The 21927-nt window shown below is 32.1% G+C and carries 23 protein-coding genes; 4 read left to right on the plus strand and 19 right to left on the minus strand.

The annotated features are described in order from the left end of the window. Window positions 1–14: 14 nt before the first annotated feature. The 3 genes from AAC024_RS01050 to AAC024_RS01060 all read left to right on the plus strand — a co-directional run bounded on the left by AAC024_RS01050 (window position 15) and on the right by AAC024_RS01060 (window position 2631). A complete protein-coding gene (locus tag AAC024_RS01050) occupies window positions 15–1844 on the plus strand; it encodes a lysophospholipid acyltransferase family protein (protein ID WP_339893293.1) in 1830 nt (609 codons plus the stop codon). A 398-nt stretch (window positions 1845–2242) separates the two neighbouring features. Next, window positions 2243–2431, plus strand: a complete 189-nt coding sequence (locus tag AAC024_RS01055) for a hypothetical protein (protein WP_339893294.1) — start codon at window positions 2243–2245, stop codon at window positions 2429–2431. After that, on the plus strand, window positions 2416–2631 hold the full coding sequence (locus AAC024_RS01060; RefSeq protein WP_339893295.1) for a hypothetical protein: 216 nt from the start codon (window positions 2416–2418) through the stop codon (window positions 2629–2631). Before AAC024_RS01055 ends, AAC024_RS01060 begins: the two co-directional genes overlap by 16 nt. Before the next feature lie 326 nt (window positions 2632–2957). Here AAC024_RS01060 and AAC024_RS01065 read toward each other — a convergent pair whose 3' ends face one another. From AAC024_RS01065 to AAC024_RS01150, 18 genes are all read right to left on the minus strand, one after another. Then, window positions 2958–3443, minus strand: coding sequence for an NINE protein (locus AAC024_RS01065; protein WP_339893297.1), 486 nt, complete (start codon window positions 3441–3443; stop codon window positions 2958–2960). A gap of 105 nt (window positions 3444–3548) precedes the next feature. Next, on the minus strand, window positions 3549–4313 hold the full coding sequence (locus AAC024_RS01070; RefSeq protein WP_339893299.1) for a sulfite exporter TauE/SafE family protein: 765 nt from the start codon (window positions 4311–4313) through the stop codon (window positions 3549–3551). A gap of 50 nt (window positions 4314–4363) precedes the next feature. Further along, window positions 4364–4750, minus strand: a complete 387-nt coding sequence (locus tag AAC024_RS01075) for a VOC family protein (RefSeq protein WP_339893300.1) — start codon at window positions 4748–4750, stop codon at window positions 4364–4366. 51 nt (window positions 4751–4801) lie between these two features. After that, on the minus strand, window positions 4802–5257 hold the full coding sequence (locus tag AAC024_RS01080) for a DUF1801 domain-containing protein (protein ID WP_339893302.1): 456 nt from the start codon (window positions 5255–5257) through the stop codon (window positions 4802–4804). Between the two features lie 28 nt (window positions 5258–5285). Continuing rightward, window positions 5286–6269 (minus strand): 2-hydroxyacid dehydrogenase, encoded by a 984-nt coding sequence (locus AAC024_RS01085; protein ID WP_339893304.1) that lies wholly within the window; start codon window positions 6267–6269, stop codon window positions 5286–5288. Window positions 6270–6340: 71 nt separating this feature from the next. Continuing rightward, window positions 6341–6706, minus strand: coding sequence for a cupin domain-containing protein (locus tag AAC024_RS01090; protein WP_339893306.1), 366 nt, complete (start codon window positions 6704–6706; stop codon window positions 6341–6343). 118 nt (window positions 6707–6824) lie between these two features. Then, window positions 6825–8195, minus strand: coding sequence for a magnesium transporter (gene mgtE / locus AAC024_RS01095; protein WP_339893307.1), 1371 nt, complete (start codon window positions 8193–8195; stop codon window positions 6825–6827). A 57-nt stretch (window positions 8196–8252) separates the two neighbouring features. Further along, window positions 8253–9050, minus strand: a complete 798-nt coding sequence (gene rsmA / locus AAC024_RS01100; protein ID WP_339893309.1) for a 16S rRNA (adenine(1518)-N(6)/adenine(1519)-N(6))-dimethyltransferase RsmA — start codon at window positions 9048–9050, stop codon at window positions 8253–8255. 71 nt (window positions 9051–9121) lie between these two features. Continuing rightward, window positions 9122–9577, minus strand: coding sequence for a GNAT family N-acetyltransferase (locus AAC024_RS01105; protein ID WP_339893310.1), 456 nt, complete (start codon window positions 9575–9577; stop codon window positions 9122–9124). Between the two features lie 49 nt (window positions 9578–9626). Next, window positions 9627–9926 (minus strand): hypothetical protein, encoded by a 300-nt coding sequence (locus AAC024_RS01110; protein WP_339893312.1) that lies wholly within the window; start codon window positions 9924–9926, stop codon window positions 9627–9629. Between the two features lie 270 nt (window positions 9927–10196). Beyond that, a complete protein-coding gene (locus AAC024_RS01115; RefSeq protein WP_339893313.1) occupies window positions 10197–10520 on the minus strand; it encodes a DUF4286 family protein in 324 nt (107 codons plus the stop codon). A gap of 6 nt (window positions 10521–10526) precedes the next feature. Beyond that, window positions 10527–11039, minus strand: a complete 513-nt coding sequence (locus tag AAC024_RS01120) for a GNAT family N-acetyltransferase (RefSeq protein WP_339893315.1) — start codon at window positions 11037–11039, stop codon at window positions 10527–10529. 1 nt (window position 11040) lies between these two features. Further along, entirely contained in the window at window positions 11041–12756 is a 1716-nt protein-coding gene (locus AAC024_RS01125; protein ID WP_339893317.1) for a tetratricopeptide repeat protein, read from the minus strand. Between the two features lie 381 nt (window positions 12757–13137). Beyond that, window positions 13138–13260: a hypothetical protein gene (locus AAC024_RS01130; RefSeq protein ID WP_339893319.1), complete on the minus strand. Its 123-nt coding sequence runs from the start codon at window positions 13258–13260 to the stop codon at window positions 13138–13140. Window positions 13261–13454: 194 nt separating this feature from the next. Further along, entirely contained in the window at window positions 13455–14726 is a 1272-nt protein-coding gene (gene serS / locus AAC024_RS01135; RefSeq protein WP_339893320.1) for a serine--tRNA ligase, read from the minus strand. A 162-nt stretch (window positions 14727–14888) separates the two neighbouring features. Beyond that, window positions 14889–16205, minus strand: a complete 1317-nt coding sequence (locus tag AAC024_RS01140) for an HTTM domain-containing protein (RefSeq protein ID WP_339893446.1) — start codon at window positions 16203–16205, stop codon at window positions 14889–14891. Beyond that, on the minus strand, window positions 16195–17130 hold the full coding sequence (locus tag AAC024_RS01145; RefSeq protein WP_339893322.1) for a bifunctional riboflavin kinase/FAD synthetase: 936 nt from the start codon (window positions 17128–17130) through the stop codon (window positions 16195–16197). The genes AAC024_RS01140 and AAC024_RS01145 overlap by 11 nt, the downstream gene beginning before the upstream one ends. Before the next feature lie 56 nt (window positions 17131–17186). Beyond that, window positions 17187–17702, minus strand: a complete 516-nt coding sequence (locus AAC024_RS01150; protein ID WP_339893323.1) for a hypothetical protein — start codon at window positions 17700–17702, stop codon at window positions 17187–17189. Between the two features lie 100 nt (window positions 17703–17802). Between AAC024_RS01150 and AAC024_RS01155 the strand changes: the two genes are divergently transcribed. Next, window positions 17803–20850 (plus strand): reprolysin-like metallopeptidase, encoded by a 3048-nt coding sequence (locus AAC024_RS01155; protein WP_339893325.1) that lies wholly within the window; start codon window positions 17803–17805, stop codon window positions 20848–20850. 289 nt (window positions 20851–21139) lie between these two features. Here the strand turns inward: AAC024_RS01155 and pth are convergent, their stop codons facing one another. Then, the gene (pth, locus tag AAC024_RS01160; RefSeq protein ID WP_339893327.1) at window positions 21140–21766 is read right to left on the minus strand and encodes an aminoacyl-tRNA hydrolase; all 627 of its coding nucleotides are present in this window, start codon (window positions 21764–21766) and stop codon (window positions 21140–21142) included. Window positions 21767–21927: the final 161 nt, after the last annotated feature.

Genomic DNA, 21927 nt, shown 5'->3' on the forward strand with positions numbered 1-21927 from the left:
GTACATTTACACTCATGAGTAAACCGAAAGATATAGGACTGGTAAATGCAAAAGAAGTTGCTAAAGCTATCCAACTAGATAAATATGGTTTTATAGGGACATTTATTGGTTGGCTTTTAATGAAAGTTCTTAAGATATCTACTATAAATAAATTTTACAAAAAACATAAACATCTAAAAGACATTGATTTTTTAGATAGTATTTTAGATGAATTTCAAATTAAGTTTGAAATTCCAGAAGAGGATCTAAAAAGGCTTCCAAAAGAAGGTGCCTATATAACCGTTTCTAACCATCCTTTGGGTGGAATTGATGGTATTTTATTATTGAAATTAATGCTAGAGCAACGCGATGATTTTAAAATAATAGCCAACTTTTTATTACATCGAATAGTCCCTTTAAAACCCTATATAATGCCTGTAAATCCTTTTGAAGACAGAAAGGATGCAAAGTCTAGTATTGCTGGTTTTAAAAATTCGATATTACATTTAAGAAGTGGACATCCGTTAGGTTTATTCCCAGCTGGAGAGGTTTCAACTTACAGAGATGGCAAGTTAGTAGTTGATAAACCTTGGGAAGAAGCGGCCATGAAACTGGTTAAGAAAGCTGAAGTTCCTGTTGTACCCATTTATTTTCATGCTAAAAATAGTAAACTGTTTTATAAACTTTCAAAAATAAGCGACATCTTTAGAACCGCTAAATTACCTTCGGAAGTTCTTACACAAAAACGTAGAATTATTAAAGTTAGAATAGGTAAACCCATTTCTGTAAATGATCAAAAAGAACACACCTCTCTTGAGGATTTTTCAGAGTTTTTGAGACGGAAAACCTATATGCTTTCTAATGCTTTTGAGAATAAATCTAAGATTTTAGACAACATTTCATCTACCTTAAAAACACCCAAAGCACCAAAAAACATTGTAACACCTGTTGACAATGACTTAATGATTCAAGAAGTTGATGCGCTTAGAAAAAATGATTCTAGACTTTTACAAAGTAAAAATTATGAAGTGTTTTTGGCTCCAGCAGAAAATATGCCTAACATGCTTCGTGAAATTGGTCGTTTAAGAGAAATTACGTTCAGAGAAGTTGGCGAAGGCACTAATGAAGCTATTGATTTAGATACTTTTGATAATTATTACCATCACATGTTTTTGTGGGATAACGAAAAGAAAGTACTTGCCGGCGCTTATAGAATGGGATTGGGGTCAAAGATTTTTGAACGTTATGGTATTGATGGATTTTATCTTCAAGATTTATTCAGGTTTGAACCCGAATTGTATAAAATGATGAGTCAGTCTATTGAAATGGGGCGCGCTTTCATTATAAAAGAATACCAACAAAAACCTATGCCTTTATTTTTACTTTGGAAAGGTATTGTGCATACAACCTTGCGTTTTCCTGAGCATAAATTCTTAATTGGCGGCGTTAGTATTAGTAATCAATTTTCAAATTTCTCAAAATCGTTAATGATTGAGTTTATGAAATCGCATTATTACGACCCTTATATTGCGCAATATGTGCATCCTAAAAAAGAGTTTAAAGTAAAACTTAAAGATGCTGATAAAGATTTTGTTTTTGATGAAACTGAAGCCGATTTAAATAAATTCGATAAATTTATTGATGAAATAGAACCAGGAGCCTTACGCTTACCTGTCCTACTTAAAAAATACATCAAACAAAATGCGCGTTTAGTCGCTTTTAACGTGGATCCTTTATTTAACAATTCGGTTGATGGTTTAATGTATATTAGAATTGCAGATCTACCCGAAAGTACCGTAAAACCAGTAATGGAAGAGTTCCAAGCGGAGTTGGAGCGTAAGTTTGTTGAGAATAATGGGGGTTAATCCCATTGTAATAAATTCACGATATAGAAATTTTTTAGACTACCCACGCCTTAGACCAATAGACTGCATAGACAAAAAAACATTTAGGTTTTTTGTCTATAGTACAATTAATTAAACCTAATAAGAAAAACGGGGATACTTGTTGGGCTAAATAAATCATTGCAAATTTTTAAACTTTTTAATGTTATTTTCAATGAAAAAATATTCTATTGTCCCAATCTTATTATTGTTTTTTATAAACTCTTATTCTCAGGACAAACCAAATCACGATGAATAAAGAAACAAGGGTTTCTTCAACAGAACCAAGCATAGTTATATTAATATAAACTCAGTTACGTTAGAAACTTATTCGCCTATTGATGGAGTAGTAGCTACTAGTTTAAATGTTGATAAAGCTAATGCTTACAATATACAAACTATTAATGGTTATTTTTTTTAGTCCGTATTTTTCTGCTGGTATTGGAGTTGGATTAGATGGTTACACTAATCCTAATTTTAATACATTACCTAAATTTTTAGATTTTAGAACATATTTCAGTGATAAAGCCACAAGTGTATTTATATGTGGATTATGGAACTATGGCTAAAATTGACGGAGGAAAAAAATAACGGATCAATTTTTAATATAGGACTAGGTTATAAGTTTCCTATAAAAGGCAGATTAATGATTGTAACTGATTTAGGATATAGCTATAAGTCTATTAGTAATGACGGTTTGTCTATAAGAAAATCCGAGAGTTGGGTTCAAGTAACAGGAGTAATATTAGGTTTTGGAATAATATTCTAACAACTTAATAAAATTATGATTAAAAAAATATTAAGCATAGTAGTAATTATACTACTATTCTCTTGCTATCAAGATAATGCAGTAATAGTAGCAGAAAACGCAGATAGTTCTGCCGCTAAAATAAAAATTTAAAATAGTATTTTAACCTTTTTAAATTATACCAATTGAACTATGAAATGTCTTATAGAAAACGAAGTTACTTTTTTGTTCTATGGCGCTGTGATCAATTTACATAGGCTTAGTTACAGAAATTGTAAACAAGAAAATAGAACGGAAAATGAACAAGTTTGAATGCGACATTTCATAGTTAAATTTTTATTAAATTATTAAAACCAAGGTTTTTTTCCTGCTTGATAGGTGTTATAAAATTCCTCATCAGATTTTGTTAAATAGATAATGCCTTCTATTAAACCAATTATACCTGTTAATCCAGCTCCTAATCCACAAGTTATAAAACCGAGAACAAATGTAATTACTAATAAAATAATCCCTTCTTTATTGTACCCTAAAATGAATTTATGCACACCTAAAGGTCCTAATATTATAGCTAAAACTCCAGCTAAAATTTTCTTGTTTTCGCCAGTTGCTTGTTCAAATGTTTCTTTTGCACTTTCAGCAAATTCTGAAGCTGTCTCTTTAGCTTCACTAGCAAATTCTTTAGCTTTTTCTTTAGCATCACCTGCTAATTCTTTTGCATCATCTGCTAACTCGCTTGCTTTATCACTTACTTTATCGGCAGCTTTTTTAGCACCATCTTTAGCATCACCTAACATATCGTTTAGATCATCACTTAAATTTTTTTCATCAGACATTTTAATATTCTATTTTCTGGTTAGACTATAAAGTTAATAAAAAATAAACTCTTATAACTATTTGTCTTTTATCTTAACAATATGTTACAAACTACTTCAATCAAATTATTTGAACAACATAATAACACCACCAATTGCTGTAACAATTAAAATGAAACGCCTGTAGTTTACATTAGAAATTAACTTAACAATATACGCCCCTAATAAAAACCCAATAATTACAGCAGGTATTAACACCAAGTTTAAAACCAATGTTTCGGTAGTAACCGTTTTCCAAATAAAAATATGAAATGGTAACTTAAACACATTAATGATGAAAAACAACCAAGCTGCTGTACCTATAAATTCATTCTTAGGAAAACGCATAGCCAAAAAATAAACATTAGAAATGGGTCCGGCGAGATTTCCAATCATTGTGGTGAAACCAGCTAAAAACCCTGTAATTATTGCGAATAATTTATTTGTTGGAACTTTATTAGATTTTCTGCTTTCGGTATAAAACATAATAAGAACTGAAACAATAATTATTATTGCCATTAACCTTTTAAAAACCGTTTCAGAAATATCATTACCAACCCAAACACCTACTAAAACTCCAACAATCATCCAGGGGATTAACTTTTTGATAATATGCCATTGCGCATGTCTATTATAATAAATAACCGCAAAAATATCAGCACAAATTAACATGGGCAGTAAAATACCTGTTGATGCTTTTTCACCAAAAACAAAAGCAAGTATCACCACAATAATAATACCGATTCCTTTAATTCCTGATTTGGCTAAACCCAATAAAAAAACTGCAAAACCAATAGCTGTCCATTGTAATGCAGTTAAATTGTATGATTGAAGAATTTCTAAATAAGTCAATTTGGTTGTTGGTTGTTGGTTGTTGGTTGTTGGAAAAAGGTAAATATTACTTATTCAAATGCCTTATCTATTGGTTCCCAAAGTTCAATCTTATTGCCATCATTGTCTAAAATCCAACCAAATTTTCCATACTCGTATTCTTGAACCTCACCAACAATAGTAACCCCTTCTTCTTTTAAAGCTTTAAGTAATTCTTTTAGATTTTCAACACGATAATTAAACATGAAATCCTTTTTTGAAGGCTCATAATATTTTGTGTCTTCAGGAAAAGGACTCCATTGGGTTGAGCAATCTTTCCCATCTTTATCTTTCCACCAAAAGGTACAACCGTAATCATCAGTATTAAAACCTAAATGCTTTTTATACCAATTTTTTGATGCTTTTGGGTCTTTCGTTTTAAAAAACAACCCACCTATTCCCGTTACTCGATTTTTCATTCCTCTTCATAACCCTCTCAAAAGGAGAGGGAATTTTTTAGTTAAACTTAATTATTTTTTAAATGCAAATTCATAAATACCTATCCATTCTTCGGTGCTTACTTTTGCGGTTAATTCGCCTATTAAATCAAAAGGAATATCATCCATTCGTTTAAACCTGATACAACTTTTACCCATATCTAATTTATACTTGCAACGTTTAGCGTATTCTGAAATAAACCAATCCATTAAATCTTTTTTTGAATATAGTACCATACTATAAACAGCTACAAAGTTTTTTTGAGATGCCAAATTCATAAATGGTAATGGTGATTTTGGGTCGCAATGGTAACCATCCGGATAAACTGTATGAGGCACAACATAACCTAACATGCCATATATCATTGCTTCTTCAATACCTTTTGGAAGGTTGCTTAAAATTTGTTGTCTTAATTTAGAAACTGGTTGTTTTCTATCTTCTGGTAATTCATCTAGGTATTGTTTTGGTGATGTTGCTTTTGATTGCATTTCTGTAATTTTTTGAAATCATATAAAGTTAACAAAATTTCGCTTTAATTTTATCCACTATCGTTTGAGCCAATTTTTTTTTACTTTCTATGGTCCAGCCGGCAACATGAGGTGAAAGCAAAACGTTTTCGGCTTTGATTAAATATTGAAATGCTTCTGGCAGATTTTCAATAGCACTTCGACTGCGCTCAGTGTGACATTCATTAACTATAGAAGGTTTGAATAAATTTTCAAAAGATGCCTTTTCGTATTCTAAAACATCTAATCCTGCTCCTAAAATTTTACCTGATTTTAAGGCGGACACCAAATCTGCAGTTACTACACTTTTGCCTCTTGCGGTATTAATAAGCCAAAACGGTTTTTTAACTTGATTAATAAACGCTGTATTAATCATATTTAAAGTTAAAGGTGTTTGCGGCGTATGCAAACTCACCACATCAACTTTTTCTTGAAAGGTTTTAAGTGATACTTGTTTTGCATTTTCGTCCTCAACATTATCTTTTATATCATAACAAAGCACGGCAACATCAAACCCTCGTAGCTTTTTCGCGAAGGCTTTCCCCATGTTACCGTAGCCAATTAAGCCTATTGTTTTTCCGTCTAGTTCAATGCCTCTGTTATCTTCACGCAACCAGTTACCTTTTCGGACTTCCGCATCAGCTTTGTTTAGTTTATTAAAAAGTGATAAAAGCATGCCTAAGGCATGTTCACCAACTGCATTTCGGTTTCCCTCAGGAGCTGAAATTAAATAAATCCCTTTTTGTTCAGCGTAATTACAATCTATATTTTCCAACCCTGCACCTACACGCCCAATAAATTTGAGGTTTTTTGCAGCATCAAGAAATTGTTTATCAATAGTGAAACGACTTCTTAAAATAATGCCATCATAATCTTTAATTTTAGCTTGAATCGTTTCTTTTGAAGATGCATAGTCTTCATGATTAGTAAAACCTAAATCGTTAAGTTGATTTATTAATAATTCGTGGTTAGTATCTAGGTGAAGTATTTTCATAAGTACAATGATTGAGGTCTCGACTTTAGCCTGTCTTGAGCAACAGACGAAAGGCTCGACCAGACATTTTATTATATTTTTGGGTAATGGGTTTGTGTCTTTTCATGGTCTATTTTTCCAGTATGCGCAGTGCTTAATTTTTCGAATAGCAGTACATGAACTTCTTCATCGTTTTTTGTGAATGGATTATGCTCTACCCCTTTTGGTACCACAATAATTTCGCCTTCGTTTACAACTTCTGTTCGGTCTCTGAATTGCATATATAAGGTGCCCTTGATGACTTGAAATAATTCGTCTTCATCATCATGACTGTGCCAAACAAATTCGCCTTTAAGTTTCGCCAATATAACCTGCATATTATCTACCACTGCAATTTGATGTGGATGCCAATTTTTATTAAATTTTGAAAGCTTGTCCTTTATGTTTATACTTTTCATGATGTAAAATTACGAAGTTTTGCGTTAGGGATTGAACGGCTTGTTTGATCCCGATGATAATCGGGAGAGTAGTGAGCCCGACCTCCCGATAGCTATCGGGAGTGGTAACGCCCAAGTATTAAATACCGAGAATCATTTTTGCTATCCAAAAATAGAGTAGAATACCTAAAATATCGTTGCTAGTAGTGATAAAAGGACCAGTGGCAATTGCTGGATCGATGCCGCGTTTGTTTAGAAACAATGGCACAAACGTACCGATGAGTCCTGCCACAATAATAACGGCCACAAGAGATACTGATATAGCCAAAGCGGTGTATAATTCGCCTTTGAAAGCCCACACGAATAAGAATAAAAATATGGCTAGAATAACGCCGTTGAGAGCCGCGAGTAACATTTCTTTTATTAATCGGCTATTAACACTTCCACGAACATCATCATTAGCCAAACCTTGCACGATAATGGCGCTAGATTGTACGCCTACGTTTCCAGCCATGGCAGCAATTAGCGGCGTAAAAAAGAATAATATTACGGCTTTACCTGTAAAAAGTCCTTCGAAACCTTCCATGATTAAGAAAGCACCAATACCACCAATTAAACCTAAAAATAGCCAGGGTAAACGAGCTCTGGTAAGCTCAAGAATACTATCATCTGCCTCTACATCACCAGTAATACCTGCTGCCATTTGGTAATCTTTATCGGCTTCTTCTTTTAAGACGTCAACAATATCATCAATGGTAATTCTGCCTAAGAGCATTTTATTTTCGTCTACAACTGGTATTGCTTCTAAGTCATATTTTGCCATAACTCTGGCTACTTCTTCAACATCATCATGAACATTAACATAGTCCACATTAACCTTTACTAAGTCTGCTATTTTTTGCTCGCTTTTAGCAACAATTAAATCTTTTAAAGAGAGGCGACCTATAAGCCTTTCTTCCTTATTTACTACGTAAATAGAATGCACACGTGTTACTTCTTCGGCTTGACCACGAATTCTGCGCATGCAACCAGCAACCGTCCATGTTTCATAAACTTTAACTAACTCTTTTGCCATGAGTCCACCTGCTGTATCTTCATCGTAAGCTAAAAGTTCGGTAATTTCTGCCTTGTGTTCTTCATCTTCAATTTGAGCTATTACAGCTAGTTGACGCTCTTCCGATAATTCTGAAATAATATCTGCCGCATCATCGGTATCTAATTCTTCAACTTCTTCGGCAATTTCTTTGGCAGAAAGATTTTTTAAGACTTTTTCCCGATTGTCTTCATCCATCTCCATTAAAATGTCAGAAGTGGTATCGGAATCTAGAAGTTTAATGACATACACTGCCTCTTCTAGCATTAATTCATCTAAAATTTCGGCAATATCAGCGTAGTGGTACTCATCTAATAGTTTGTGAAGTTCTTTATCGTTCTGTTCCTCGATAAATAGCTCAACTTGCTTAATGAGTTCATCAGTTAATTGAAATTGTATGTTTTCGTTATCTTCCAAAAAATATGTATTTCGTCCCGAAAGCTTTCGGGAGCGCTCAGTGTGACATTAGGTTTATTATTCTGTATCGTTTTCTAATAATTGTGTAAGCTCCATAAAAGCTTGAACACTCAATTGTTCTGGACGTTTTTCAAATATACTATTTGCTTTTAAATTATCAGATAAATTGAATGTTTTTAAACTGTTACGAAGTGTTTTTCTGCGATGTTGAAAAGCGGCTTTAACGACTTTAAAAAAGAATTTGTCATCACAAGGTAAAGAATAGTCAGCTTTTCTTGTGAGTCTTAAAACACCTGAATCTACTTTTGGTGGTGGGTTAAAAACGTTTGGTGGAACCGTAAATAAATATTCGGCATCATAAAACGCTTGTGTTAATACGGATAGAATCCCATACACTTTACTCCCTTCTTTTGAGCAAATACGTAGCGCAACTTCTTTTTGAAACATCCCAGAGAATTCAGGGATTTGATCCCGCATTTCTAAAGTTTTAAAAACGATTTGTGTTGAAATATTATAAGGAAAGTTACCAATGATAGCAAATGGTTCTCCTTTAAACACTTCATTTAAATCGTATTTTAGAAAGTCTTTTTCTATAATTCTTGGTGCGAGATTAAGATAATTGGATTGGAGATATTCCACCGACTCGGGATCAATTTCAATAACATAAGTTGTTTTCTCTTTTTTTAGCAAATATTTGGTAAGCACACCCATCCCTGGACCAATTTCTAAAACATTTTTGTAGTCTTTTAAAATGAGTGTGTCTGCTATTTTTTCTGCTACAGTCTCGTCATTTAAAAAGTGCTGACCTAAATATTTTTTTGCTTTTACCAGATGCTGCTTGGGTTTATATACCACTAATTATAGGGTGTTTTATGAGAAATACGAAGATAGTAAGTTTTGCTCGCAAAGACGCTAAGACGCAAAGTTTAATTGAAATGCATTTTCATGCCTTCGTGTGATGCCTTGAATCCTAAATCTTCATAAAATTTAATGGCTTTTGGCCTCATTTTATCAGTGGTTAATTGTAATACATGAGCTTTCTTTTCTTTTGCTCTGTTTATAACCCACTCAAGCATTTTCTTTCCAAGCCCAAAACCTCTTTGATCCTTTCTAATTCTTACAGCTTCAATTTGAGCTCTAATACCACCACGATAGGTTAAATATTGAATGAAAGTAAGCTGTAAAGTACCAACTATTTCGGACTTTTCATTTTCAACCACTATGAGTTCTTGATTATCGTCTGAATTAATTTTATTAAAAGCATCAATGTATTCGTTTGGTAGTGGTACTTGAAAATTCTCTCTTGTTTTACCGAGTTCATCATCGGCAATCATTTCAACAATATGTGAGACATCGTTTTCTGTTGCTTTTCTGAAAATCATATTTAGTTGGTTAATATTTATTGGGATTAGCCACGAATACACAAATGTTTTATTGCTTACCTACCCACGGGTTAAATTCGTTTCTTAGCTCTTTTTCTAAGTTAGTCATTATAAACTGCATAATGTCTTTTGTTTTTTCATCTCCATAATCGGATTTAGCAATTTCAAAGTAACTCACAGTAAACGTTGCGTTTTGAATTAGCTGTTCTCTATGACAAAGTTTCAAACCATAAGTAGAACTATTCACTTTCTGAAAACAATGTTCTTTTATTCTTTTGGAAAGGTTTTCAGATTTACCAATATAAAAATCGAAACTTGTTTTTGAATCATCTCTTATATTGAATCGCATCAATGAAATTTTAGGAGTTTTTTTAGGAGTACTATTTGATTTCCAATTCTTCTGAAAATCACTTACATTAAAACCTATATTTGGTTTGATGATAAATAAGTAAATTCCAAAATTTAGATTACTAGGTAAATTTTTGATGTATTTATCTTTAAAATCATTTTCACAAATATTATTCTCTAGACTCTTTACTGCTTCTTTTTTTAAATTTGGCAGGAACGAACTCCATTCTCTTTTAACGACTGATAGAAAAGTTTGAATAATAATTGTTAGCTATTTAAAATTAACCGTATATTCATCTACAATTTCAAGTTCGGTCCTAAAAGCCAGCATTTTATCTGCAAATTTTTTTAATCCTTCTTGTCTCAATTTATCAGCGTCTTCTTTATAATAAGCATCCAACGCTTCGCGTGAATATGAACGGTATTGAACGGAATAGGTGACACCTCCCATATCTTCTTCTACTAAAACTCTAGATAAAGTTGCCTTTTCAAATTTTCCTGTGCCTAAAACTTGTGGAATATGTTCTTTTATCCAAGTAAGCCATTCGTCGTGAATGGATTCCTCTATGTTTACTGTTACATTGTATATTATCATTTTTATTTATAAGGTTTTTGTAAATAACATGAGTTCTTCTTCGTCTTCAAAGGGCGTTACTTTTTTTTTATATATTAATCCTAGTTTTTTTAATAACTTAATAGAACTATCATTATCTGGAGTTGTTATGGCTATTATTTTAACTAATTTAAATACATTTTTTGCAAGTTTAATAATTTCAATGGATGCTTCGTGAGCAAGTCCTAAACTTTCATAGTTTGGAAGCATTGCAAAACCAACATCTACATATTCTAAAGTATCTCGTTTTATGAGTCCACAAGTACCAATAGGTTTATTGTTTTCTGCTTTAAGTAATAGTTTATAGAACCCAAAACCATGAGTTTTATAGCTTTTTAAATGACCTGTTTCTATTCGTTCTTCGGCTTCTTTAATAGTTTTAGTCTTTCTATCTCCAATATATTTTATCCAAATGGGTGAGTTAACCAGTTCTAAAAAGAAAGGAGCGTCTTTTAATGTGAATTTAGAAATAAGCAATCTATTAGTTTCGGCGACTATCATATTAATTTATAGCATCTCCTCTTAATAATCTATAGCGCTTTCTTGCATCGACAAAATAAATACTATCGGCATGATTAAAAATAATTTGTTCATACAAGGTCTTTGCCTTTTCAGGGAGATTTAACTGATTCTGATAAATTTCTGCTAAATGAAAATAGGCATCATCAATTAAAATACCATCTCTATAATTATCAATAATAGCTTGGTAATTTGTCTTAGCCTTTTCAAATTGAAATTTTAATTCGAATAATTGAGCCTGTTTGTATAAAGCTTGAGCAATTATAGGTTCTGTTTTATGTTCTTCTAGAATTTTGTCTAATAAATTAATGGCTTCTTCATTCCTGTTTTGAAAAGCTAATAAGTCTGCTTTTGCATAACGCTTTAATGCGGTTTGAAGTGAATCTTCATACTTATTATCAGAAATCAGGAGTTTTAAATCAAGTGCATCATTGGCTATAAGTTGAGATGTTGAGGATTTTAAAATTTTAAGTTGAGATTCTGCCCATTTGAAATCACCTTTATAATAACTGGCTTTAGCAACTTTAAAACGCGCCACTTGCGAAATGGTACTATTTTTAAGGTTTCGCTGAATTTGTGTGTAATATATTAAGGCTTTATTAAATTGTTCTTGTAAGACTAAAATATCACCCAACTCTAATTTAACTTGCGCTTTTTCTATGGCTGCTAAAGGGAGCCTTAAACTGTTTTCTAGGAATCTTGTAGCTTCTTGTGTTTCGTTTAAATAAAAGGCTAAAAAGTGCCCATAAGAAATTTGCAATTCTAAAGTTTCAGATTGATCTCCAAATGTTTTTAATAACTCTAAATATTTACTTTTAATAACACCATAATTAGATTTTGAACTTTCTTTAATATCAATTTGAAGTAAATTTTGATGTGCATCAAGTTTTGTTTCAGCATCTTGAGCTGTTTCTATCATGTAATTGAAAACATCTCGAGCAATTTCATTTTCATTTTCATTTGAAGCCATTAATGCGATCTCTTCAATTCGGCTTAAACTTTCCGGTTGTCTTTTATAAATCGCTTTTTCTTGAGTAAATGCCTTTTTAAAATCTTTTTGTTGAATAAACAGCCAACTTAATAATTCATTCCAAAGGATATTGGGTTCTTGTTGTATTTTTTTTAGAAGAAGTTTGCGAAATAAAATATTGTTTTCATTAGTGCTGTCCTCAGTTATAAAATCATTAATAGCACGTTTAACATCTCTAATAACTACAGGGTTTGATTCTGCAAAATTGATATAACTATTAAGCATTTTTTCAATGTTGCCTTGTTCTCCATAAATTTGTGCAAGTTGTACATTGAAATTAAATTCTGGGTTTAACACCGCAGCTTTTTCATAAGAAACTATTGCCTCATCCAAAAGTGAATGTTTTTGAAAACTTCTAGCTACAGCAAATACATGACTTGCTTTTTCATCAATTGTGGCTATGGCTTTCTGATAGTTTTCATTGGCCTTTAATAAATCATTTTTAAGCTGAAAATTATATCCTAACTCCACAATAAAAGCTGGATATTTAATGCGTTCTAGCAATTTTAATATAAATTTTTCAGCCTCATCATATTGCTCTAATTGCTGATGTGTACTTATAATTTGATTGATGTAATTAATATTTGAAGACGATTTTGCATACAAGTTTTCATACTCAATCAATGCCTTTTCATATTCGCCTTTTTGGAAATAGTCTTTAGCCAGCATAGCATTTTGTGAATACAAAACACTGGATATTAATAAGCAAAAAGATAAAATATGTCGCATACCGTAAATATAGCAAATGTAAGGTGTTGATATTGTAAAAGTTTTTATAAAATTAATGGCATTTAATTTTGAGATCCCAATAGTCATCGGGATTAGTTCAACTAAAATTTTTGAATGCGTTTTGCAAATTTTTCAAAAACGAGTTTTACTAAAAAGTGCCCGATTTAAAATCGGGCACTTACCAACCAATACTAATTTTCTATTAACTACTTGTTAATTAAATACTCGATTGGGGACAGTCTTTATTTCTTATATTTATAAGAACGACTATTTTCAATAAATATTATTGAATTGCATCAAGAGTTTTATTTGAAAAAATCCCTATTTACTCGCAATGGTTGTTGTTTTATCATCAGATTTAGACCATTCGAAATCTGATGATAAAACTTTAGTTGCGAAAAAAATCAAAGCAATTAAAAGGACAATGCGCTTAACATTCTTCATAATTTGTAGGTTAAATAGATTTGGTTAAACGAAATTGAATAATAAATATTAAAAAATCAAATAAATAAAAGAAAATTCGTTAATCGGCATGTGTAATTTGTATTTCAACGATAAAAACGATTTAAAAATTATAATATTGTAAGATTTTAACTTAAATTAAAAACACCCCTAAAGTCCCCTCGAGGGGACAATATTCAATTTATAATTTTAAAACCAGTATAAGGTTGAAGTGCTTCAGGAATAAGAATTCCGTCTTCCGTTTGGTAATTTTCTAGAATTCCAGCTAAGACTCTAGGCAGTGCCAAAGAGCTTCCATTAAGCGTATGCGCTAATTCGTTTTTACCATCACTATTTTTAAATCGAAGTTTTAAACGATTCGCTTGAAACGTTTCAAAATTTGAAACAGAAGAAATTTCTAACCATCTATCTTGAGCCGTAGAAAACACCTCAAAATCATAGGTTAAAGATGCCGCAAAAGATGTATCGCCTCCGCATAAGCGTAAAATTCTATATGGTAATTTTAACTCTTTTAAAATATCTTTTACATGGTCAATCATGCCATCTAAAGCTTCATAAGATTTGCTAGGATGCTCAACACGAATAATTTCAACTTTATCGAATTGATGTAGCCTATTTAATCCTCGAACATGCGCGCCGTAACTTCCTGCCTCACGACGAAAACATGGTGTATATCCTGTAATACTCACAGGAAGTTCATTTTCATTTAAAACCACATCTCTAAAAATATTGGTTCCAGGTACTTCAGCAGTTGGTATTAAGTATAAATTATCTTCTGTAACATGATACATTTGCCCTTCTTTATCCGGCAATTGCCCTGTCCCAAAAGCAGAAGCTTCATTAACCATAAGTGGTAATTGATATTCTGTATAACCAGCAGCTGTATTTTTGTCTAAAAAGTAAGCAATTAATGCACGTTGTAATCTAGCTCCTTTTCCTTTATAAACTGGAAATCCAGCGCCCGTAATTTTGTTTCCTAACTCAAAATCTATAATGTCATACTTTTTTGCTAATTCCCAATGTGGTAAGGCACCATCGTGTAGTTTTGGAATATCTCCTTCTTTAAAAACTTCTTCATTATCTAATTCTGAATTACCTTTTGGTACAACATCATGAGGTACATTTGGAATTTTATAAAGTAATTCATTTAAAGCTTCTGCTTTATTATTTAACGCATCAGAAAGTTCCTTTGAAGTGTCTTTTAATTGGCTTGTTTTTTCTTTTAAAAGATTAGCTTTTTGAACTTCACCAGATTTATACAAGTTTCCTATTTCTTTTGATAAAGTGTTAGATTCAGCCAAAGTATTATCTAACTCTGTTTGAAGACGTCTTCTATCTTCATCAAAAGTAATCACATCATTAATCATTTGCGTCGCATCAATATTTCGTTTTGCTAATCGGGTAATAACTAATGCTTTGTTTTCTCTAATAAAAGGAACTTGTAACATGACATGAAAATTTAAGCGACAAATTTAATGAATTGAATAGAATTCTAATGGTAAACAGATGCTTTTATATTACTCTTTTTAGCCACAAATTCACGAATTTTAATCCTCTACTTAATTATGATTGTTATTGCACAAATAAAAAACCTTTTAGATTTTTAAACTTTAGTTTTCTTTTGAAGGTAAAATCCAATGGCTATGCTTTAAAGCATCCCACTCTACATTAGCAATATCAATGTCCGGGTTAATTAAGGTTTTATAAGGCTTTCCGTTAACGCTAACTTTAGAATTTATATACACCGCAACATCTTGTCCTTGATTTTTAAAATCTTGTTTTAAACGTTGTGCAAATTGCCAAATAACATCTGGTTTTGTACTTGCAGATCTTTTTTGTTTTGTACTTAAATAGTTATTTAGGTCAATATAAGTGCGTTTTCCTGATTCTTTATTTTCAACCCAATATGAGGTTTGCCCACTTTTTAAGCGAAGCATCATTCGCCATGACAATCTGTGTCCTTCCTCAGTCCAAAGCACATCATCTTCAATAAAATGGTGTCTTAAAGGTAAGCCTATTTGAATTATAAAATAGATTGAAAAAACTATAATTAGAGGTGTTTTTAAATTCGGAATAGTAATCTCATTTAACGAATAAAAGGGCTTCTTTTTTAAAAATAGCTTTTGAATTTTTTCGGCAGGAAAAAAGAATAAAGAAAATGCTAAAGCTAAATATGGAAATATGCCAATTTGAAATATAAATGAATTAAACAAATGAAAGAAAATAGAGCCTATAAAGGCATATTTTCTTGTGGGTTTAAATAGTAATAAGGGTATAATTAAACCGTCAAACAAAATACCACCATAAGCTAACATGTAATGTAGCCATTTTTGCTGAAGAAAATCACCAACAAGAATATAATCCTCTTTCCCTTTCATCATCAATTCAATAACTGATGTATCTAACCAATCAGGATAAAATTTGGCTACAGAAGCATAAGTGTAAACAATAAACAACTGAAGAATAATAACCCAACGACACCATTGTGGCATGGAATAACTCTTAATTTCGGGTTTTAATTTAGCATCAACTGATGCATATTTATACGCTGGAAGAAACACCATAATTCCACTTAATAGCATCAATAAATAATAATGATTGTTATATGAGGATTTTTGCATTAAATAGGTTGCGGACCACATAATTGCAAATGCAAATATGCTAAATCGGTATTTATAACCTACCATAACGAGTAAACCAAAAACACCCATTATAGCATAGTAATAATACATCCCATTTCCTGGTATTGGCTGTAAAAATTCAAAACCTATAAAATTAAAAGTGAAATCTGGCTCAACTAAGGTCCGTTTTACCCAACCCGTGAAAATGGCGCCTACAGATTCTAAAAAACAAAGGCCTCCGAAAATAATTCTAAAAATGATTAATGCTGAATTGTCAATATGTTTAAACAGCCAATTATTCAGCATTTTGGTTTGAAATATACTCCAATGCGGTGTCTTTATCTTTTGCAAGTTGACCTTTTAAAGCTTCAACCGATTCAAATTTTTCTTCATCGCGAATACGGTGCAGTAAATCTATCTTTATAGTGTCTTCATAAATATCTTCATCAAAATCAAAAAAATGTACCTCAATAGTTTGCCTACTTCCGTTAACTGTAGGATTCATTCCTATATTCATCATCCCATAAACAAGTTTATCCTTAATCATAGAACTCACAATGTATGACCCTTGTTTAGGAATAATTTTATAATCTTCTTCAATTTCAATATTAGCCGTTGGAAACCCTAATTCTTTTCCTAAACCTTTACCTTTTTTAACTTTTCCAGTTAACATAAAATTATACCCTAAATACGCATTAGCCTTATGTATTTCTCCCGCAATTAAAGCGGTTCTAATTTTTGTTGAGCTTACTGCAACATCATTAATATCTTGAGCAGAAATTTCTTCTACTTCAAAGCCATAAGTTTCTCCAAAGGTTTTTAAATCATTAATATCTGCATTCCTATTTCTACCAAATCTATGGTCGTAACCAATAATAACCTTTTTTGCGTTTAGTTTATCAACTAAAATCTCTTTAACGAAATCTTCAGCTGAAAGTCTTGAAAACTCCTGCGTAAACTTTTTTATAACTAAGTAATCTAATCCTAGATTATATAAAATATTATGGCGTTCGTTAATGGTATTGATAAGTTTTATGTTAGAATCTTTTTGTAACACCATTCGCGGATGCGGAAAAAAAGCGAGTATTACAGATTGTAAACCTTCCTCTTTTCCTGTGTTAATTAAGCGTTTGATTATTTTTTGATGACCAATATGAACACCATCAAAAGTACCAATGGTAACAACGGTTTGTTTATCTGGTAAGGTATTTAAATTACGCCTTGTTTTCAAGCTTTTTATTTTATACAAAACTAGGTATAAAGTCACTTAAAACAAACTTTAAACGTTTATTGTAAGCTGAACGTATAATTTATTTCATTTATAATTTGTGGAACTTCTTCTATTTTAAAACTTAGGTGTAATTGAAAATTTATGTTATCTATCTTAGTTACCAATAACTTACCCTGATTGATTTTATAATATCCTGTTTTCCCTTTGCAATAACACCACCTTGCAAAAAAGAGTTTTCTATCTTTTAAATCTTCAGTTTCAACTTCAAGATTGTTTGTTAATTCAATAAAAATTTCTTCTCTATAACCACTATCTGCATAATTAGCATTTCCCTGTTTCTTGTATTCAAACTTTAATACAGAATGAATCCCATCCATCATTTCGGGATACATACGCCCTAAATTGTCAGTTTTAATTTGAAGGGTTTTGTTTTTAAAAATTTCAAAAGAACAAGTGCCATCTTCTGGACATGTCTTTTTAGAAACTTTCGTTGCTGTTGTTGCTGTTAATTCGCTTTTAGCTTTACATGAAACTAAACAAATTATCAAATAAAATACATACAAATACCTCATAAACAAATATATGTTATTTTAAAATGACAGCTTATTTTTTGCAATTCATACTTTAACAGCCTATTTTTAGCAAGCCTAATAAAAATCTAACCTAATTGTTATGAGACTTTTTACCATGAAAAACAATTTATGCCTACTGCTGTTTTCATTCTTTTTAACAACACTTTCTGCCCAAAACAATCAAGACATTTGGTCTAAGGTTTCTAAAAAAGATGCCTCAATTGGGAAAAAAATGTTGAGGAAAACCGAACCTTTAAAATCTGTTTACTATCAATTAGATATAAACAAATTAAAAAACACTTTAAGTCGCGTTTCAAAGAACGCTGCAAATGAGAAAACATCTAACGAGATTATCCAATTCCCCAATAGTCAAGGCGGTTTTGATGACTTTAAAATACAAGAGTCTTCAATATTAGAGCCCACTTATCAAGAAAAACATCCTGAATTACGGACTTATATTGGTCAAAACACTAAAACCCCTTCATCTATAATTAGTTTTAGCATTACACCACAAGGGTTGCATGCCATGACACTGTCTTCAAAAACAGGCACCCAGTTTATTGATCCATATACCCAAAACGATACTTACATCGTTTATGATAAAGGAAATCTTCCAGCTTTAAAAAAAGAGTTTCAATGTTTTGTACCAGATGATATGACTCTTGCTAGAGAAACAAGTAAAAGTTTAAAATCTCAAAGAAATGCTAACGATAGTGCATTAAGAACCTTTAGGTTAGCATTAGCTTCTACCATTGAGTATTCTGAATTTCATTGGATGGCTGCTGGTTTAACGGCAGCAGATACTGAAGCTGACCGCAAAGTAGCAGTACTTGCTGCTATGGTAGTTACCATGAATCGTGTTAATACCATTTATCAAAGAGATTTAGCCCTTAAAATGATTTTAGTTGATAATACTGATATCATTTTTATTACAACTGATAACTTTACTAATAATGATGCAGACTTATTAATTGATGAAAGTCAAACTGAAATTGATGCTGCAGCTACTGCAACACCTTTTAGCTATGATATAGGTCATACATTTAGTACAGGCGGTGGTGGGTTGGCATCTTTAAATTCACCTTGTGTTGATGGTTTAAAAGCCAAAGGTATTACTGGATTATCATCACCTGTAGGTGACGCTTATGATATTGATTTTGTAGCCCATGAAATAGGGCATCAATTTGGTGCGCCTCATACCTTTAACGGAGATGCAGGTAATTGTGCTGGAGGCAACAGAACTGCAAGCAATGCTTATGAACCTGGTAGTGGAAGCACAATAATGGCTTATGCAGGCATTTGTGCGCCACAAAACGTTCAATTTCAAAGTGATGCTTATTTTCATCAAAAGAGCATACAAATGATTTGGGATAATATCACTACAGGTTTAAGTACATGTGCCACAGAAACAGCATTAGCAAATGGTGCTCCAACTGCAAATGCTGGTCCTGATTACACCATTCCAATTTCTACGGCATACAAGCTTATAGGAAGTTCGACGGATCCTGACGGTAGCACTTTTGGACATACCTATACGTGGGAACAATATGATTTGGGGCCTGCTGGTCTTCCTGTAGAGACTAACACTACAGGGCCTTTGGTGCGTTCATTTGAAGGCACAACAAACCCAATTAGAAATATTCCAGAATTTGCGAGTTATGTTGCTGCAGGTGGTGGCTCAACGACTTGGGAAAAAATTCCATCTGTTAATAGAACCATGACTTTTAGATTGACTGTAAGAGACAATGATGTTATAGGACCAAACGGAGGTGGACAAACCGCTGTTGATGAAATGAAGGTATTTGTAAATAGCACCGATCCATTTGCAGTTGTAAACCCCTTTTCATGGGCTCAAGGTTCTACTCAAAATATTGAATGGGTGGTTGGCCAATCGGCAGATGTAGGCACTATTAATTGTCAATTTGTTGATATTAAATTATCAACTGATGGTGGATTAAATTTTACTACGATTGCTTCTAATACGTCTAACGATGGTTCTTTTTCTTATACCGTTCCTACAACAATAGCAGACACTTCAAATGCCAGAATATTAATTGAAGCCGTAGATAATATTTTTTATGATGTTTCAGATTTTAATTTCAATATTTCGGCTGAGCCAGATTTCTTTATAGCGAATGAAACTTTAACCCCAATTAACTGCGGAGAAACTACCGTTGTATATAATTTTGATTATGTTGTAGTTAATGGTTTTTCTGATAATACAACATTTAGTGCTTCAGGAATTCCAGGTAGTGGCACTGTAGCATTTTCTCCAACAAGCCGAAGCACCTCTGGTCCTGTTACCATGACTATTAGTGATTTAGATGGGGTCGCTCAAAACAATTATAATATTACCGTAACCGGAACAGTAACATTCCCTGCTAAAACTAAAAGTAAAACTATTGATTTTCCTTTCTTTAATGGCTTATGTACTTCTGTAGCTAATATAGAATTTGAGACAAGCACAACTTTAGTTCAATTTAATACTATAAATCAATCTTCAGCAAAACCTTCAGGGTATACAGATTATAGTCCTTCTCCAACAGATGTTAATAGAAATAGCGCATACGATTTAATTGTAAACGTGAATACTGATGGAGGTTTTACCACTAACACAACTGCATGGATAGATTGGAATCAAAACTGCGAATTTGATATAGGTGAAGAATATGTAATAGGAGATGCTTTTAATTTAGACAATGAACCTATAGTAGGTACTCCAATTTCAATAACTATTCCTAATGATGCTGTTTTAGGAAGCACAACAATGCGCATCACGACTAAATATGAGGGTGATTTTGGAGGTGAGCTTCCTGCTTCTTGTGAAAATGGTTTTGATGGTGAAGTTGAAGATTATTCACTTAATATTATGCCAACACTTTCAGTTGAAGCATTTGGTTTTGAAAACTTTGTAGTTTATCCTAATCCAAATAAAGGTGAATTTACTATTAAATTAAATGCTGCTTTATCAAGTAGAGTTAAAGTTGACCTAATTGATTTAAGAGGTCGAGTTATTTATAGTAATATTTATAATGATGGTGGTGACTTTGAGGAAACGGTAAGTTTAAAAAATGTGCAATCTGGTATGTACATTTTAAATACTAGTGATGGTTTGCGACGATCGACTAAAAAAATTATAATAGAATAATAACTTAAGTTCGATATAATAATAAGTATAATCAGCTAAACAAATAATTGATTTTCTGCTTAGTAAAACAGATATTAAAGAACTTTTTCACAACCCACCCCTTAATCCCCGCCAAGGAGGGGAAACTCATACGCTACGGTTTCCCTCCTAATAAGGAGGGATTAAGGGAGGTGTAAAGTTAATTTATTCAAACCCCAATTATTGTTTTCAAAAAAAGCTAGGCCAATCTCCTTTGGCTTTACACCTTAAATTAAATTGTTCTTACATCAAACTCAGGTTAATACCTTTTTTATTTAGCATTAAACGTATTCATAGTATTGTTTATGCCTGCTAATCCAAAAGATTTAATAAGGGCTATTGATTTATCTAAACGTTCTTTGAGTTGATCTAATTCCTCAGTTGTCCATTCTCCTAAAACATAATCTACTTGCCTCCCTTTACCAAAAGCATCACTTATACCAAATCTATATCGATTGTATTTTGTGGTATTTAACTTGTCTTGAATATCCTTTAAACCGTTGTGCCCACCATCACTTCCTTTCGTTTTTACACGGATACTACCAAAGGGTAAATTTAAATCGTCAGCAATAACCAATAGATTTTCTAAAGGAATTTTTTCTTTAGTCAACCAATATAGAACAGCTTTTCCGCTTAAATTCATATAGGTATTTGGTTTTAGTAAGATAAATGTTCTCCCTTTTAATTTATAAGTAGATACATCTCCCAACTTTTCAGTTTTAAAGCTTAAATCTTCTTGTTTAGCAAAATAATCTAAAACTTTAAAACCAATATTATGACGTGTGCTTGCATATTTCTCGCCCATATTTCCTAAACCAACTATTAAAAATTTCTTCATGGAATCTTGTGCTTCTATATGGTTTTTCTTTTTAAATAAGTTTGACAAAAACTGCCACATGATATTATTTTTTATTTATAGAACTCATCTTGACTTTTTCTATTTCCTAAAACCTGCCTGCCGGCAGGCAGGAATGCCTAAAATTCGTCCATATTTTGTCTATTTTCTTATGCGTAGCGATGCTATGCCTTTCAAAAATAGTCTCATTTGAGCAAATTTCA

This window comes from uncultured Algibacter sp. (assembly GCF_963976535.1).
Taxonomy (GTDB): Bacteria; Bacteroidota; Bacteroidia; order Flavobacteriales; family Flavobacteriaceae; genus Algibacter_B.

Coding starts and splice junctions, on each gene's coding strand:
- AAC024_RS01050 (WP_339893293.1), top strand. CDS start 15: ATGAGTAAACCGAAAGATATAGGACTGGTAAATGCAAAAGAAGTTGCT.
- AAC024_RS01055 (WP_339893294.1), top strand. CDS start 2,243: ATGCTTACAATATACAAACTATTAATGGTTATTTTTTTTAGTCCGTAT.
- AAC024_RS01060 (WP_339893295.1), top strand. CDS start 2,416: ATGGAACTATGGCTAAAATTGACGGAGGAAAAAAATAACGGATCAATT.
- AAC024_RS01065 (WP_339893297.1), bottom strand. CDS start 3,443: ATGTCTGATGAAAAAAATTTAAGTGATGATCTAAACGATATGTTAGGT.
- AAC024_RS01075 (WP_339893300.1), bottom strand. CDS start 4,750: ATGAAAAATCGAGTAACGGGAATAGGTGGGTTGTTTTTTAAAACGAAA.
- AAC024_RS01080 (WP_339893302.1), bottom strand. CDS start 5,257: ATGCAATCAAAAGCAACATCACCAAAACAATACCTAGATGAATTACCA.
- AAC024_RS01085 (WP_339893304.1), bottom strand. CDS start 6,269: ATGAAAATACTTCACCTAGATACTAACCACGAATTATTAATAAATCAA.
- AAC024_RS01090 (WP_339893306.1), bottom strand. CDS start 6,706: ATGAAAAGTATAAACATAAAGGACAAGCTTTCAAAATTTAATAAAAAT.
- AAC024_RS01105 (WP_339893310.1), bottom strand. CDS start 9,577: ATGATTTTCAGAAAAGCAACAGAAAACGATGTCTCACATATTGTTGAA.
- AAC024_RS01110 (WP_339893312.1), bottom strand. CDS start 9,926: ATGCGATTCAATATAAGAGATGATTCAAAAACAAGTTTCGATTTTTAT.
- AAC024_RS01115 (WP_339893313.1), bottom strand. CDS start 10,520: ATGATAATATACAATGTAACAGTAAACATAGAGGAATCCATTCACGAC.
- AAC024_RS01120 (WP_339893315.1), bottom strand. CDS start 11,039: ATGATAGTCGCCGAAACTAATAGATTGCTTATTTCTAAATTCACATTA.
- AAC024_RS01125 (WP_339893317.1), bottom strand. CDS start 12,756: ATGCTGGCTAAAGACTATTTCCAAAAAGGCGAATATGAAAAGGCATTG.
- AAC024_RS01130 (WP_339893319.1), bottom strand. CDS start 13,260: ATGAAGAATGTTAAGCGCATTGTCCTTTTAATTGCTTTGATTTTTTTC.
- serS (WP_339893320.1), bottom strand. CDS start 14,726: ATGTTACAAGTTCCTTTTATTAGAGAAAACAAAGCATTAGTTATTACC.
- AAC024_RS01140 (WP_339893446.1), bottom strand. CDS start 16,205: ATGCTGAATAATTGGCTGTTTAAACATATTGACAATTCAGCATTAATC.
- AAC024_RS01150 (WP_339893323.1), bottom strand. CDS start 17,702: ATGAGGTATTTGTATGTATTTTATTTGATAATTTGTTTAGTTTCATGT.
- AAC024_RS01155 (WP_339893325.1), top strand. CDS start 17,803: ATGAGACTTTTTACCATGAAAAACAATTTATGCCTACTGCTGTTTTCA.
- pth (WP_339893327.1), bottom strand. CDS start 21,766: ATGTGGCAGTTTTTGTCAAACTTATTTAAAAAGAAAAACCATATAGAA.